Source organism: Candidatus Krumholzibacteriota bacterium, assembly GCA_034520215.1.
Taxonomy (GTDB): Bacteria; Krumholzibacteriota; Krumholzibacteriia; order Krumholzibacteriales; family WJIX01; genus JAGHBT01.
The window spans coordinates 471503-486899 of sequence record JAXHNR010000001.1 but is presented as its reverse complement, the minus strand read 5'-3'; the positions used below and the strand labels follow the sequence as shown (position 1 = coordinate 486899).

General features: G+C 47.1%; 13 protein-coding genes. 7 read left to right on the top strand and 6 right to left on the bottom strand.

Features of this window, described 5'->3' with window-relative positions; all coding sequences use genetic code 11:
* Positions 1-4: 4 nt before the first annotated feature.
* The gene (locus U5O15_02000; protein ID MDZ7859436.1) at positions 5-1717 is read left to right on the top strand and encodes a serine/threonine-protein kinase; all 1713 of its coding nucleotides are present in this window, start codon (positions 5-7) and stop codon (positions 1715-1717) included.
* On the opposite strand, the gene rsgA is transcribed toward U5O15_02000, so the two are convergent.
* Complete coding sequence (gene rsgA / locus U5O15_01995; GenBank protein MDZ7859435.1) at positions 1691-2635, bottom strand: ribosome small subunit-dependent GTPase A; 945 nt, start codon at positions 2633-2635, stop codon at positions 1691-1693. The two genes, U5O15_02000 and rsgA, sit on opposite strands and share 27 nt — an antisense overlap.
* Before the next feature lie 125 nt (positions 2636-2760).
* Between rsgA and U5O15_01990 the strand changes: the two genes are divergently transcribed.
* From U5O15_01990 to U5O15_01980, 3 genes are all read left to right on the top strand, one after another.
* Positions 2761-3252 carry a PTS sugar transporter subunit IIA gene (locus tag U5O15_01990; GenBank protein MDZ7859434.1) on the top strand — a complete coding sequence of 164 codons (492 nt, stop codon included), beginning with the start codon at positions 2761-2763 and terminating at the stop codon, positions 3250-3252.
* Positions 3249-3593 (top strand): C4-type zinc ribbon domain-containing protein, encoded by a 345-nt coding sequence (locus U5O15_01985; GenBank protein ID MDZ7859433.1) that lies wholly within the window; start codon positions 3249-3251, stop codon positions 3591-3593. Before U5O15_01990 ends, U5O15_01985 begins: the two co-directional genes overlap by 4 nt.
* Before the next feature lie 360 nt (positions 3594-3953).
* Positions 3954-4313, top strand: a complete 360-nt coding sequence (locus U5O15_01980) for a hypothetical protein (GenBank protein ID MDZ7859432.1) — start codon at positions 3954-3956, stop codon at positions 4311-4313.
* 207 nt (positions 4314-4520) lie between these two features.
* Here U5O15_01980 and U5O15_01975 read toward each other — a convergent pair whose 3' ends face one another.
* Positions 4521-4970 (bottom strand): TspO/MBR family protein, encoded by a 450-nt coding sequence (locus U5O15_01975; GenBank protein ID MDZ7859431.1) that lies wholly within the window; start codon positions 4968-4970, stop codon positions 4521-4523.
* Positions 4971-5330: 360 nt separating this feature from the next.
* Here U5O15_01975 and U5O15_01970 point away from each other — a divergent pair, with 360 nt between their 5' ends.
* On the top strand, positions 5331-5783 hold the full coding sequence (locus U5O15_01970; protein ID MDZ7859430.1) for a pyridoxamine 5'-phosphate oxidase family protein: 453 nt from the start codon (positions 5331-5333) through the stop codon (positions 5781-5783).
* Positions 5784-5806: 23 nt separating this feature from the next.
* Complete coding sequence (locus U5O15_01965; protein MDZ7859429.1) at positions 5807-8011, top strand: PEP/pyruvate-binding domain-containing protein; 2205 nt, start codon at positions 5807-5809, stop codon at positions 8009-8011.
* A gap of 253 nt (positions 8012-8264) precedes the next feature.
* On the opposite strand, the gene U5O15_01960 is transcribed toward U5O15_01965, so the two are convergent.
* The 4 genes from U5O15_01960 to U5O15_01945 form a co-directional block, all read right to left on the bottom strand.
* The gene (locus tag U5O15_01960; GenBank protein ID MDZ7859428.1) at positions 8265-9122 is read right to left on the bottom strand and encodes a hypothetical protein; all 858 of its coding nucleotides are present in this window, start codon (positions 9120-9122) and stop codon (positions 8265-8267) included.
* Between the two features lie 163 nt (positions 9123-9285).
* Positions 9286-10740, bottom strand: a complete 1455-nt coding sequence (locus U5O15_01955) for a catalase (GenBank protein MDZ7859427.1) — start codon at positions 10738-10740, stop codon at positions 9286-9288.
* Positions 10741-10819: 79 nt separating this feature from the next.
* Complete coding sequence (gene corA / locus U5O15_01950) at positions 10820-11884, bottom strand: magnesium/cobalt transporter CorA (protein ID MDZ7859426.1); 1065 nt, start codon at positions 11882-11884, stop codon at positions 10820-10822.
* Between the two features lie 32 nt (positions 11885-11916).
* Complete coding sequence (locus U5O15_01945; GenBank protein ID MDZ7859425.1) at positions 11917-13713, bottom strand: alpha-amylase family glycosyl hydrolase; 1797 nt, start codon at positions 13711-13713, stop codon at positions 11917-11919.
* A gap of 550 nt (positions 13714-14263) precedes the next feature.
* Here U5O15_01945 and U5O15_01940 point away from each other — a divergent pair.
* On the top strand, positions 14264-15376 hold the full coding sequence (locus tag U5O15_01940; GenBank protein MDZ7859424.1) for a putative porin: 1113 nt from the start codon (positions 14264-14266) through the stop codon (positions 15374-15376).
* Positions 15377-15397 lie beyond the last annotated feature (21 nt).

The window sequence follows — 15397 nt, the reverse complement described above, 5'->3', positions numbered from 1 at the left end:
TATAATGGACCAGCACAATTACAGGATACTGAACACAATAGCTAAAGGCGGCACCTCAGTGTTGTATAAAGCTGTTCAAACCTCCCTCGACAGAAAGGTCGCGGTAAAAAAACTGCATCCCGAACTGACGTCCAGTCCGGAGGTTGCCCGCAGGGTTGATCTGTGTGTGAAAGCGGCCGCGAGTCTCGAACACGAAAATATAGTGAGAATCATAGATTCCGGAACTGTGAAAGAAACATATTTTATAATAACCGAATATATAGACGGCTTGAGCCTCAGAGATCTCATGCGGAGGAACGGCCGTATCGATGAAAAAATATCTCTTCTCATCACCCATCGAGTATGCAGGGGGCTCGACTTCGCCCACCGGCGGGGAATCATTCACAGAGATATAAAACCATCAAACATAATGATTAAAAGAGACGGCAGCATCAAAATAACAGATTTCGGCCTGGCTGAATTTAGAAACGTCAGGATAGATCGGGCCAGCTCAGAAACAAAGCTTGAAACTTCCTGTTTATCTTTAGAGCCCCCAATAGATGAAAAGCCTGATAATAGAAATGATATCTTTTCCCTGGGAGCAGTTTGTTATGAAATGCTCACTGGAAAAACGCCGTTTCCCGGAAATAATTACACCTCCGCCGCTGAGAATATTCCCGCTTCCACACCGCCTATACCGTCAAAGAATTCTTCAGATATCAGCAGGAACACGGATTCAATAGTAATGAAAGCCATAAGCCGTAATCCGGATAACAGATTCAAATCCGCCGGAGAAATGGCTGAAAAAATAGAATCCCTTCTGAGTAATAAGACCATTCTCTCCAGCGAAGCTATCTTAAAGGAATACGCCTTCAAAGAAAGAGGTGCCGCCGTGCACGAAAGCACTAAATACAAATCTAAGAAGAAGAAAGCCCTGCCGCTTACCATCGCGGCTGTTATTGCCGGATTCGTACTTATCGGATTTTATCCCGGAATAGCAACAAAAATCAACACAACCGTAAAAAGAGCAATCTTTCAAAATCCGGCTCCGCCCTCAAAAGAGAAACTCTCGGGCGCCTCTAATATAGCAGCCGGTACGCAGATCAAGATATTTGACGCTATCAGGGATAATAACAAAGCGAAAACGGACAACACGAACAGCACAAAAGAAGAACCGCTTTCAACAGCAGTTGAAAAAACCGCGGTTAACTCTGATTCTCCCGGTAACACAAACGCTGTAAAAATGGAACGGAACAAAACTCCGGAAAAGATAACCGAAACGAATGAAGCGCCCCCCGCGGCTCCGGCAAATCCCACAGGATTTATTGATATTCACACAAGACCTGAGGCCGCTATTTTCATAGACGGAAAGCAGGAAATCTTCGGAAGTCAACTCGGCCCTAAATCAATCAGCGCCGAAAGACACACGATTTTGATCAGGAGAGCAGATTACCGGGACTACTCTGAGGTTATAACCGTAAAAGCCGACGAACTCTCTAAAAGGAGAATTACTCTGAGAAAATTAACTGGTAAAATTGAATTTTCCACTCAAGCGGGCGTTAAAATATTCATTGCCGGCAAATATACAGGAACAACACCGCTTAGTTCTCCTCTGGTCGTCGAATCCGGAGAGCATAGAGTCAAACTCGTTAAAAAAGGGTATATGAGATGGGAAAACGAGGTAGAAGTGCAAGCCGAAGAAACTCTGCGGTTAAAAATCACGCTGATTCCCAGATAGGCTCTTCAGCATTCTAATATAACTGTCATACCTTCTTTCCGAAATCAGCCCATCTTTTAAGGCTTTCTTCACGCCGCAGCCCGGTTCATGGTCATGAATACAGGTCGAGAAGCGGCAGCTTGTCCGAAAATCACTAAAATCCCTGAAATAAAGCTGCAACTGATTTTTCTCAATATGATTAATACCAAATTCCCTTATTCCCGGCGTGTCACCAAGATAACCTCCGGAATTCAACGGATGCAGCTCGAAATGGCTCGTAGTGTGCTTCCCCTTACCGGTTTTTGAACTTATAGTGCCGACCTTCAATTCCAGCTCAGGCTGAAGCTTGGCTATAATGGAGGTTTTGCCGGCACCCGAAGGGCCGGCCATCAAAGATCTCTTGCCCCCAAGAATTTCACGAAACTCCTCTATTCCACTGCCATCCAGCACACTGCAGAATAAAACCTCGTATCCCATATTCATATAGGGGCTCATTTCTTTTTTTAGCGCTTCCGGATTATCTGACAGATCAATCTTATTAATACATAACACCGGCTCAATTCCACCGTGCTCAGCGGAAACAATCATTCTGTCAATAAGCCTTAGATTTAAATCAGGTTCAGTCACGGAATGTACTAGAAAAATATAATCGAGATTGGAACCGAGGATTTTTCTTCTTCCCGTACCGAAAGAACTGCTTCTCTCGAAAACAGACTTACGCGCGCCAACCGATAATATAAGGCCCGCGGCATCATCAGAACCTGAATTGCCAATCTTTCTGAATTTAACATTATCACCCACAACCGGAATTACGCTATCACGATCCCCGCTGATCCTGAACTTCCCCCGAAGGAAACACTTCACCTCCCTGCCCCCGCTTACAACATAATAATTAGCTCCTTTTTTTCTTATTACAAACCCCTCTTTTATTTCATTCATATCTATACCTGACCTGTTATATTTTGAAATATTATCATTTCTCCACTCAATTATATTATAATATTCATAAAAATTACAAAAAACATTTGTGAAAAATATTATTTCCTGTTATACAATTAGAAGAAATGAGTTCTAAAGTTAAGGAAAACATGAGATCTGAGAAACTTATATCATTATTCGAAGATGACCTTTGTCTTTTCCACCTGCGTTCCAGAAAAAAGAATTCCATACTCGAAGAAATGACCGAGCACCTCGAGAAAACGGGAAAAGTTTCAGACAAAGAACTTATAATGAAAATGCTAAAAAACCGCGAAAGCCTCGGCAGCACGGGCCTTGGCAAAGGAGTTGCTTTTCCACACGGTAAATCTCTGGCAATCAAGGAACTTACTATTCTTTTCGGCAAATCCAACGCCGGTGTGGATTTCGATTCCCTGGACGGTAAACCTACACGAATATTCTTTCTAATACTTGCCCCTTCTAACAGAGACGCTGAAACATACCTTGAATTGCTGAGCGACCTTTTAAACCTAATCAAACAACCGGATAAATTGAAAAAACTCCATGAAGTTGAAGATTTTGAAAGCTTGATAAATCTCCTTGGAGGTAATGAAACTTGAGAAATAACTCCAGACTCCTGATCGCGCTCCAGGACCTTGAGATAATGATCAGGGAAATGAAAGATAAATCAAATGCCAGGGAACTTGAAGATATGGGATTTGAAATATCAGGTCTCGAAGAATTGGAAAAGGCTCGTTCCGAGCTGGCTGAACAGGTTTCTCCATCAATACTTAACCGGTATGAAAAACTTGCCAAACGTTATAAAGTAGCAATACTGCCTATTACGGGTGACAAATGCCTTGGTTGTTTTGTTAAACTACCTACATCCTTTTTTTCCTCCTCTTCGGCAGATATGCTTCTAACGTGCGAGAACTGCGGAAGACTGCTGTATATCCCCTGACCGGATGAGCTAAGCCGCTTGATGGCAAGGAACTTACAGCGCCTCCACCCCTTAAAACCTTATTCAGACATTCTTTATTCATACAATTCATCTAATACTTTAACTCGCGAAGCGTCCGCCCCATCTATATATCTCCCGCTTCCACATAAACTACCCTTTAGCTATTTTGCCCATATATAAAAATTAATATTTTATTCATACCGCATTTAATTGTAAGGTAACCGCTCAACAAAACTTCAACCCGTCACCTATTCTGCACTTTAAATTCCAAATAATGTGACGATACAGAGGATCAGATTCGAATCAGCGATTTGCCGGTATTTTTTAAAGATTTTTTAAGATTTTCCCGAAACGGCGGATATGCTTCTCAGGGGAGAGATCAATCTGACGAACATCTCCAGGATAGCCGGGATTATAACCAGTGAGAATTATAAAGAACTCTTAAAAGAAGTAAAAAATATGTCCACAAGAAGTGTGGAAAGAATTGTGGCCAGGCACTCCCCCAGGGAAAACTATTTCGATACAATCAAACCGATATTCCTTAGAACAGCTATTTCAGAGGGGAAAAGTCCGGAGATGGGAAAGAGAGAAAGTGGCAAGATATTTACCACCGGCGCCGGTAGTAGAAAGACAGATTTTTCATCAGCATGGAACACCTTTTCAGATCTCCCCCGCGAAGATAAAGAGAGCAAAAGACGAAAAAAAACGAATTTCTTATAATTCAAAAAGGTAGCAATCTATAATTCTATATTTCTAGATTTATATAATTCTGTTTAGATGTGTTTTTTGAAGAGGAACTAATATTTTTACAGAAGCGGCTTGTTATTTTATTAATAGTTGGATTTTTGCTGTTTGTCGGCTGTGCTCCAACTGCGCAGATCATGAGCAGGGAAATCAGTAATCCTGCTTTTCTCATCCTTCTCCGTTTCAGCTGTTCAGCCGCCACAGCTGCAGGTTGAGAATCAGAGCGAATCCAACCCAGCATACATACGGAATAAACAGGGCCCCCGCGGCTGGTCTCACCCTCCAGAAACTAACCATGGTCATCACAATGAAGATCCACAGAAGAACGATTTCGAAGAATGCCCACATGGGTTGTTGAGCCCCGAAGAACAGATAAGACCAAATCGCATTCAGTACCAGCTGGCTGATAAAAAGCACCAGCGCGGCTTTAGCTCGGGAGAACCCCTCCTTCTTCCAGACCAACCATGCGGCGACACCCATCAAAATGTAAAGAACCGTCCAAACTGGAGCGAATACAGCACCCGGCGGATTCCAGGAAGGTTTCACCAGAGAGGCGTACCACTCACCGGGCATGAACCGGGATCCAACCCAGCCCGCCGACAGAGACGCAAGCACCCACAGTACAAACCCCAATAACTTGGATTTGATAGTATCATCTCCCTTCCCACCGTCTGAAATACAGCATACAGACCTTCATAATCAGAGAAAAGTAAAGTATGCCCGAATAGATAAAATAAATAAACCAGATTTATTTATAATAAGTGTTATATTATTTCCACCCAACAGCTCTCAGGAGGGGATCGAAAGGAAACGAAAGTCGACATCGCCGTGATGAAGGGATCCCGTAGACAGATCTCTCATTACCGGGAAAATTTGAATTTCTTATTACTGCAGAGCAAAGAAACAACGGATATTCTACAGCTTATGAATTATATTTATTATGTTGCAATAGGCTGCTTTATTGTATTATATCAGGGCAAAGGGGGTATTCAGTTGACAGACGAAAGTTCAGAGATACGAGAGTATATAAGGAAACTTCTGAGAAGTCAGAAGCTGATGGTCCTGGCCTCGGAGGGTCCCGAGTATCCATACTGCAACCTGGTGGGATTCACTTTCACTGAGGACCTGCGAAATTTTGTCTTTATCACCGGGCGGGACAGCCGGAAATACAGGAATATCAAGGCCAACAGCAGGGTTTCCCTTCTTCTGGACAACCGTAAGAACAGTGTGGAGGATTTCAGAAAAGCGGCGGCGGTGAGTGTTTTCGGAGAGGCGGAAGAAATCGAAGGCAGTGATCTGGAGAAGTTCAAAGATCTTTACCTGAAAAGGAATCCTCACCTGCGCCAGTTCGTAAACTCTCCCTATACATCGCTGATAAGGGTAAATGTAAGAAAATATATTCTGGTAAGAAGGTTCCAGGAAGTTGTGGAACTTACCATGGAATAGATTGTTTTTTCCTATTTGCCGATATGGAAACTAAAAAAAATATGATGGATCGATACGTGCTCTCCCTTGATTCAAGGGAAGCTGGAATCAGCGCTCTTTGCGGCAACAAGACAGCCGCACTCTCAGTTCTTATTAACAGCGGGATATCCGTCCCGCCCGGGTTCTGTGTAACCTCGGAAGCCTACCGGAAGTTCATCCGGGATAACGGGCTCGAAGGGGTTATTGTTATGGAGACTGCCCGAAAGCCGCTGGAGGAGATGCGCTGGGAAGAGATGTGGGACGCTTCACTTCGTATACGCAGCGCCTTCCTCAAGTCTGAAGTGCCGGACGATATTCTGGCCGCTCTGGAGAATAAGATGGGAGACTGGCTCGGGGATAAGGGGTTGGCAGTCAGATCATCTTCCCTTCTCGAGGACACAGCCGGGGGTTCTTTCGCTGGACTTCATGAATCAGTGATTAATGTCCGCGGTTTTGAAGATTTTGTGGAGGCGCTTGTCAGCGTATGGGCTTCTCTCTGGTCGGATGCGGTATTCGCATACGCAAAAGAGCTGGGGATAGAGGAGAAGGATAGTTCAATGGCGGTTGTGGTTCAGGAGATGATCGAGGGGGAACGGTCCGGTGTGGCATTCGGAAGAAATCCCAATAATCGCAATCAGAGTGTGATAGAAGCTGTTTTCGGCCTGAACAAGGGTATGGTTGACGGAGAAGTACAGCCCGACCGGTGGGTGCTGGACAGGAAAACCGGGGATCTGATCACTCTGGAACGTGCCGAGCACGACCGCCGGGTGGTGGCGGCAAGAAGTGGGGTAAGATTCGAACAGGTCGATGTTGAAGAAGCAGCCATGCTCCCACTCTCGGAAGAGGAGGTGCAGGAGATATTCAGAACTGTCCTGCAGGTTGAGGAGATATTCGGTTCTGCTCAGGATGTCGAGTGGACCATCCGGGGTGATTCCCTTTTTCTTCTTCAATCCAGGCCGATAACCACTGGAGATATCCTGGAGGGGGATGATCGCCGGGCTTTTGACCTGAGCCTGAGGAAAAGCTTCGAAACTCTGAGGAAGATGTCTGATCGAATAGAGAACGATATTGTGCCGGAGATGATATCCGAAGCTGATGAACTCTTTGATACAGACCTTTCCAATCCGGGAGACAGTGAACTTGCCGACGAGATTTCGAGCAGGAATACTCTTTACAGTAAATGGGAAAAGATCTACTGGGACGAATTCATCCCCTTCGCCCACGGTGTACGCCTGTTCGGAAGAGTCTACAACGACCGGCTTAAACCGGATGATCCGTATGAATTCGTGGACCTTCTCTCAGCATCGGAGACGCTGAGCGTAAAGCGGAACAGAATGCTTGAAGAACTGGCAGGAGAGCTGAAAGAGATACCCGGGCTTCGGGATAAAGAACTGGAAGATCTCGGCGGAGGGATAAATGAACGGCTGGAAGAGTTTATCGGTAAATTTGGCAAGCTCTCCTGTGAGGGCGGAAAATGTGACGATGAGAAAAAGTCTCTCCTTGGTTTGATCAGGGAGCTGGCAATTAGCGGCCGTCCGGATAGGAAGACTCGAAAAAGGTTGAAAGATAAGGAGGAAAGGGAACTGTTGGAGGATAAGTTCCTCGAGAGCTTCCCCGAAGAGGAGAAGGGATTCGCCTCAGAGCTCCTTGATATCGCCCGGCACAGCTACCGGCTTAGAGACGATGATAATATATACCTGGGAAGGTTCGAGAGAGCATTAAACCTTGCTGTTGATGAAGCTCGGAGACGCATGGGAGACCGCTGTAGAGATTTTGCGGCCTGTAGAGACGCGAAGGAGATTGAACGGGCTCTTCGAGATCCGGATTACGTGCCCAATGTAGATTCAGCCGCGGTTGAAGATGAGAGAGATAAGGATGTTACCGCAAGGCAGCTCCGGGGACAGCCCGCCGGGGAAGGGATCGCGCGGGGAACTGCGAGAGTTATCGAATCGGCTGAAGATCTTTTCAATGTCAGGGATGGGGAAATACTGGTCTGCGATTCAATAGATCCGAATATGACCTTCGTAATACCACTGGTCTCCGGCATAGTCGAGAGAAGGGGAGGAATGCTCGTACACGGAGCGATAATTGCGCGGGAGTACGGGCTCCCCTGTGTGACAGGAGTTACCAACGCTACCGGAGCTGTGCGGACCGGGGACCGATTGACCGTGGACGGATATGACGGCCTTGTAATAATCCACCGCGATTAAGTTATGGTTTTATGGAAAGAGAACGGCAGATAATCTAAAAACTGGAAAGGCTGGAGAAAATTTCATCCATAGAGGCGGAAAAATTTCCAGGGATGTTTCACCGCATAATCTCAGCAGTGGAGGAAACTCTAGAGTATGAAAGGTGAAGATGTTTATTTCCCGGCCCGGTAAACTTTATATTTTTCAATAATATCCCCGCAATGTAATTTTCTGCCTCTCGGAAGTTTATAGAAATTTGCATTATCACCGCTTTTCAGGCTTTGTGCTCACGCCACCTTCTATACCCTTCCACACTGGCCTTTCCACGGGCGTAATCCTCATGCCAGTTTTGTAGGACAGGCAAATCACGGTATAGCCTTCTTCGCCAGGCCTCCAGTAAAAGACGGGGTTTTTTCATGAAGTCAGCGGCGCAACACACCCTTTTTCCAGTTTCAGAAGAAATTTGATCCAGCCACTTTATTCCTGCTTCGCTTCTCGCGACGTGATGGTCTATAATCAGATTATCAACCGACATGGATAATAATATTGAATTGGAACGGGCACTCTCTCGTTGTTGGTGTGATAACCTGTTTAGATATAGAGGAGGGCCCGAAAGCAGCACTGTGTCGGGCTTCCACTCAATTATTATCTCTATTGATTCCGCGTTGAGCAGCTGAATATCGGAAGCGTGGACAAAAACTTCTCCTTTATCTTCTATTCTTGTCATCATCACATTTCCCATACGACCCTTATTAACGCCGTGAGGTACCGGCTCGGAACAACTGATAACTCCGTCGCTCTTTTCCTCGGAACCGATAAATTCCCGGTCGAGAGCAAAGGCCAGCGCCTCGGCCCTTTGCGCCATCTTTTTCGACAGACCGATTGTACTCCTGTTCCAAAACCGCACCTCCGGCTTTAGACCGGTAACGGCTTCCGCGCCAAGCTGATATGGATTGGCGTTTACAAGGGGGATATGGTCTCCGTGATAATGACTGATAACCACATCAGTGGCTTCGGTGAGAAACCGCAATATTCTCTCTCGAATCGATCTGCCCACAGCTACCTGAAACGGATGAGGCAGTAGTCCGTGCCTCTGATATCCCAGGGCTATTCCGGGGTCTATCATGATCACCCGCTCGCCCACTTCTATCCTGCAGGAAAGCCCCTCACTCCGAGCGATTCTGTTCCTAATATCTCTATGCGCATTGTTAGTTCGCCATTCCCGGCAAAAAATTAAATCTCGATAGCGCCCCGGGAAGTCTTATTTATCGACCTCTCACAATAGCAAGGTAAGATCAGCCTTCCTGTACGCCCTTCGCAATACGGCCGCCAATCTCCTCGTCGATATTGCGCCAGTATTCGAAAGCTCTCTCAAGGACCGGCTCGGTCACACCGTTCTTAAGGTGACCGATCACGTTGGATACAAGCCGGTCGCGCTGCTCGTCATCCATCACTTCGCGTACTAAGATTCCCGGCTGGACAAAGTCTCCATCATCCTTGCGTTTGGTGTAGGCGGCTCTGATAAACTCACCATTGGCACTCCAGATTGCCTGCTCCGGATAGCGCTCGGGATCGGCCTTGGGTCCACCCTTGGAATTCGGTTTGTAAACGGGATCGGAGACATTATCCATTCGCATCGCACCGCCCTTGCTGTAGCTGTGTACAGGGCATTTCGGACGGTTCACCGGGATCTGCTTGTAGTTGACACCCAGGCGCGCGCGGTGGGCGTCAGAGTAAGAAACCAAGCGGGCAAGCAGCATTTTATCAGGGCTGGGGCCAATACCCGGCACAAGGTTATTCGGCTCGAAAGCCGCCTGTTCGATCTCGGTATGAAAGTCGGATGGATTGCGGTCCAGTATAAGCCGACCCACTTCATGCACCGGATAGTCGCTGTGGGGCCAGACCTTGGTCAGGTCGAACGGATTGAATCTGTAAGTCTCAGCTTCTTCGAACGGCATGATCTGGACTTTCAGAGTCCAGCTGGGATGGTCCCCCCGCTTGATCGCTTCAAACAGGTCTCGGCGGTGGTAATCTGCGTCCTCACCGGCAATACGGTCGCCCTCCTCCTGCGTAAGGAAGTCGATGCCCTGGTCGGTCTTGAAGTGGTATTTAACCCAGAAGCGCTCCCCTTCGGCGTTGATCCACATGTAGGCATGGCTCGTGTAGCCGTTCATGTGCCGATAGCTCCTGGGAATGCCGCGATCGCTCATCAGAATGGTGACCTGATGAGCAGATTCAGGAGACAGGGTCCAGAAATCCCACTGCATATCGTGGTCCCGCAGTCCGTTATCCGCACGGCGTTTCTGCGAATGAATGAAGTCCTGGAACTTCATTGGATCCCGTATGAAGAACACTGGCGTGTTGTTGCCCACCATGTCGTAATTGCCCTCGGTGGTGTAGAACTTGAGAGCAAACCCGCGTACATCTCTCCAAGTGTCAGGGCTTCCGCTTTCTCCGGCTACCGTTGAAAATCGGGCCAGAACCTCTGTTTTCGCGCCCGGTTGAAACACTGCAGCCTTGGTATAGGCACTGACGTCGCTGGTAACCTCAAAGTGCCCGAAGGCACCAGATCCCTTAGCGTGTGGCTGGCGGTCAGGAATCATCTCCCTGTTGAAATTGGCCATCTGCTCGACCAGATAGTGATCGTGAAGCAGAATGGGACCGTCTTGCCCGACAGTGAGCGAATATTCATCGCTGGACATAGGAATACCCGCATCGTTGGTTGTGGGTTTCCGTTCCTTCTTTTTCATGATAACACCTCCTTTAATTCTTACGACCTATGGATTATAATTCTTCCCCAGGGGTATAATAAACAGGTTCGGATCTATCTCACATCCACTTCTTCTTTCTGAAAAAGGTAACCATCAGTGCAGCCGCAATCGCCATGACACCCCAAACAGCCGGGTAGCCCCAGGCATATTTCAACTCGGGCATATGCTCGAAGTTCATCCCGTATATACCAGCTATGAAGGTAAGGGGGATAAATATGGTAGCGATTATGGTAAGGACCTTCATCACTTCGTTCATGCTGTTGCTCACACTGGACATATACACGTCCTGCAGACCGGAGATCATATCCCTCATGGTTTCGATAGTATCCACCACCTGTATTACATGATCGTATACGTCTCTAAGGTATATCTTCGTAGATTTGTGAATAATCCCCGGCTCGACCCTTTCCAGGTTACTTATCACCTCCCGAAGGGGCCAAGCCGATCTTCTGAGAAGTATCATCTCCCTCTTTATCGCCCTGATCTGCTGAAGCGTTTCCGGTTCAGGTTTTTCGATCACCAGGTCCTCCATCGTTTCCAGCCGGTCACCCGTTTTTTCCAGTATACTGAAGTAGTTATCCACAATTATATCGATCAGACTATAGGCCAGGTAGTCGGCCCCCTGTTTAATTATCCGTCCCTTCCTGTTCCGGATCCGCTCACGGATCGGCTCGAAAAGATCCCCCTCATGCTCCTGAAAAGATATTACGTAGTTCTTTCCCACCAGCAGGCTGACCTGCTCGTTGGTGATTTCATTATCTTCATCGCTGTAATCAAGCATCTTGAGTACGATAAACAGGTAATCCTCGAACTCCTCAAATTTAGGCCTCTGGCCGGTACTGAGGATATCCTCCAGCACCAGGTTGTGGAACCCAAAGTAATCTCCCAGGTTCTCGATCAGTTTCACGTCCCGGAGCCCGTCTACATTTATCCAGGTAACAGAAGAACTGTCCCTAAAAGGAAAAGATTCTTCTATATCTTCAACGACCTTCTCTTCCAATCGTTCCTGGTCGTAATCGATCACCGTAACACTGGTCTTCCCGGTCTGCTCTTCCCCGTCATAGATAAGAGTACCCGGCGGAAGCCCCAACCTCTTTTTCCTCTTTTTGAATATCTTCTTCATTGATATCCACCTCCAGGATTTTAATAATATTCCTATCCTCTATCCTGTGAAAGAATTACTGCACTGTACGGAGCAACATTCACCACCCCGCCGTATGGCTGACCATCCTTTGAGTTCCGGTCCGCGGTTACATCCGGACAATCAAGTCCAGAGAATTCATCGTCGTAGTCTTTGGCATCGCTGTTAAAACGAACCTTCCAGAGACCATCTGCCGGTAGGCCTATCCGGTAATTCCGAAATTCACTGCCCGACATATTCACTGCCACGACCGTGCTGTCTTCCGGACCGCCCCTGTCCCAGCGATGATAGGCCAGGAACTTGCTCTCGTTATTGACATGAAAAACCTCCGTCTCGTGACCGGTCAGGCCGGATGTTTTCCCGTCCCGGTTTAATCTCAGAGATACGAGGTCACAATACAATCTGAATATCCCTGAGAATTTTTTCTTCCTGGACCAGTCTACCGGGTCCCTGTCATGAAACCAGTCATCCTCGAGAAATTCCTGTCCCTGGAAAATCATGGGGATCCCCGGAGATGTAAGAACAAGAGCTGCCCCGAGTGTTGAAATCTTTTTGGCATAAAGGTTCGCCGCATTTCCCGGGTCCACCTCCTCCGGCATTCTCGCCTTACCGTTTGCAACTTCATCATGTGATTCGGTATAGATTATCCTTTCGAAAGAATCGAGGTAGTAACGGCGGATAATAATATCCCTGATCTTATCAATATCTCTCAGTGAATCCCCCCCGGCCTTCAGTACACCTCTGAGAGTATGAACGAAGTTGAGATCCCACTGGGAATCGAAACCACAGCCCCCCTCCCTGACATCCTTGGTGACAGACGGATTATTGCCCAGGTCTTCGGCTATGGTAAAAGCTTCCGGCCTGAACTTTTTTATTTCAGAGTTGATCCACTGCATCAAACTCCATCCCTCAGGAAGGTCGCTCCCCTGATCGTCCCCGCGCCCGCGGACGTTCCTTATAAATGAAGTCGCGTCAAAACGAAGGCCGTCCACGTGATAATCTCTTAACCACATAATAGCGTTGTCGCAAAGATATTTTCTAACTTCCCCCCTGCCGTAATCAGGCCTGGTATCACCCCAGGGAGTTCCGGAACGCCAGTCATTATAGAAATAAATTCCGCCCATACCCTTCTCCTCCCAGCCGTCAAACTGCCACAAGTCCAGGTCGCCTGGACCCAGGTGATTATAGACTACGTCAAGTATAACCGCTATTCCTTTTTCGTGAGCGGCCTTGACGAACTGGCTGAAATCCGCTGGATCTCCATAATCGCTCTCCAGAGCGAATATCTGGGATGGATTATACCCCCAGGAAAATCCTCCCGGAAATTCCATCAGAGGCATTATTTCCACGGCGTTTATACCAAGTTCTTTAAGGTGAGGTAATTTTTTTATCGCGTTTTGCAGACTGCCGGGTTTTCCCCCCGGCTCAACGGCAAAACTTCCCAGGTGCATTTCATAGATTACCATACGGTTCAGCGGAGCAGATTTAAAATCCTTCTCCTTCCATTTGAAATCAAATCGGGGTACGATAGTTCTTCCTGCCGAATTGCTGACCCTCCGGGCATAGGGATCTATCCGATCCATTATATTCTCCCCGTTAACTATCCGGTAGAGATATTCATCACCCGTCTCTGCTTCTTTCACAGGGGCGGACCAGATTCCTCCTTCTCCTCTTTCCATCTGATTCCTATTTTCATTCCAATCATTGAACGAACCGACTACAGATACCGAATCGGCATTCGGAGCCCAGACTCTGAACAGATATCCCTCTTCCAGGGGCAGAGCTCCCATTTCAAGTACTTGATCCGACATTTTAAACAGATCTCCTTCCACAGAGCTACTTGCTTATCGCAGAGGTATAAGTCTTCACCGCCTGGTATAACCGCCATCTGCTTCCATTCCGTTTTTCAATAAAAATTATTATCATCCCTTATCTGACTCTATAAACAACTATCTTATTTGTAAAGATATTTGATCTATTGATGTTCCCCCCGTTTTTTTAAGTGTCAAAGAGCGTCAGCTGTGATAAGAGCAAATTTGCCTTATGTTAAATTAAACGCAACTGGAGGTTGCGGGTGAAAAAGAGATGAAGCTTCAACAAAGAATTTAAGATTGAAGCGTTGTTATGGAAGTCAGATATCATAGACTGCATAAAATGAATAAGAATTTGATTAAAAAAATAAGTATCCAATTCTGACCAGAGAACTATAACTGGGCCATTACGCCAACCCTGGTATTATCATTGCGTAATATTTTAATTGTTTATTAATTATCCCTTAATATCTCCCTAACATTACCTTCGTATTATATCTTCTGTATAAGCTAGTAGTAGAGCCTTATTTGTTTCAACGGAGGAGAGGATATGAAGAGATTGTTGCTGATCACCGCTCTGATAGCGGTGACCGCTGCCGGTTCCGTTACAGCGGGAAGCTGGCAGGACAGAATCAGCCTCGACGGTGATTTTCGACATCGTTTCGAGGGGATCGATGACGCATCCAAAGATACCGACCGTTTCAGGCAGAGAATCAGGGCGAGAATGGGCCTTGACGCCATGGTAAACGATGAGTGGTCGGCGCACTTTAGACTGATTACCGGAAGCTCCGATCCGGTATCCGGAAACCAGACTATCGGAGACGGTTTTTCGACCAAGGGTTTTCATCTTGACAGGGGATACTTCAAGTACCAGCCGTCTTATATTCCGGGATTGTCGGTTATTGGCGGAAAGATGGGGAACCCTTTTATACTGATGAGCAAGACGGAGCTTATCTGGGACGGCGACCTCAGTTTCGAGGGCGCGTCCATCAAATTCAAGAAAGGCGTCAGCGAAAAGGTAGATTTTCACCTCAGAGGCGGAGGTTTCTGCGTCAAGGAAAGAAAGACTGACGATGAAACCAGGCTCTTCGCCGGGCAAACCGGCCTCGCCATCGCCGCGGCCGAGGATGTAAAAGTCACATTTGGTGGCGGATACTACAGCTATGACAACGTTATGGGATACGAGGGGTTCTACGAAGCTGATGATTTCGGAGGAAACAGCACGTCCCAATTTGAAGTTGCTCCCGGGGATACTATCACCGGATACGCCAATGACTTCAACCTCTTTGAGCTGTTCGGAGAGCTGTCTTTCAAGGTTGAAAAGGTCTCATGCAAAATCTTTGGCAATTTCGTTCAGAACGGCGATGCCGACGAAGACAACCAGGGCTGGCTTGCCGGCACCACAATCGAAAAAGGTAAGGGGCCCGGCTCGATTAAACTTCACGCCAACTACCGCAATCTCGAGAAGGACGCTGTCCTAGGGCTGTTTACAGACAGCGACACCTGGGGCGGAGGAACAGACGGCAAAGGACTTCAGCTTGGCCTCGGAGTAGGCATTGCCGACAACGCGTCACTCGCGTTCACCTATTACCTGGACAAAAAAGACCTGGAAAAGGAGATAGATTACAACCGCTATCAGCTAGACGCCAAAGTCTCCTTCTAACCGCTTTAATATATCATCATA

What these genes read in the sequence shown, in the direction of transcription:
- U5O15_02000 (MDZ7859436.1), top strand. Translation starts at nt 5, where the DNA reads ATGGACCAGCACAATTACAGGATACTGAACACAATAGCTAAAGGCGGC.
- rsgA (MDZ7859435.1), bottom strand. Translation starts at nt 2,635, where the DNA reads ATGAATGAAATAAAAGAGGGGTTTGTAATAAGAAAAAAAGGAGCTAAT.
- U5O15_01990 (MDZ7859434.1), top strand. Translation starts at nt 2,761, where the DNA reads ATGAGTTCTAAAGTTAAGGAAAACATGAGATCTGAGAAACTTATATCA.
- U5O15_01980 (MDZ7859432.1), top strand. Translation starts at nt 3,954, where the DNA reads ATGCTTCTCAGGGGAGAGATCAATCTGACGAACATCTCCAGGATAGCC.
- U5O15_01965 (MDZ7859429.1), top strand. Translation starts at nt 5,807, where the DNA reads ATGGAAACTAAAAAAAATATGATGGATCGATACGTGCTCTCCCTTGAT.
- U5O15_01955 (MDZ7859427.1), bottom strand. Translation starts at nt 10,740, where the DNA reads ATGAAAAAGAAGGAACGGAAACCCACAACCAACGATGCGGGTATTCCT.
- corA (MDZ7859426.1), bottom strand. Translation starts at nt 11,884, where the DNA reads ATGAAGAAGATATTCAAAAAGAGGAAAAAGAGGTTGGGGCTTCCGCCG.
- U5O15_01945 (MDZ7859425.1), bottom strand. Translation starts at nt 13,713, where the DNA reads ATGTCGGATCAAGTACTTGAAATGGGAGCTCTGCCCCTGGAAGAGGGA.
- U5O15_01940 (MDZ7859424.1), top strand. Translation starts at nt 14,264, where the DNA reads ATGAAGAGATTGTTGCTGATCACCGCTCTGATAGCGGTGACCGCTGCC.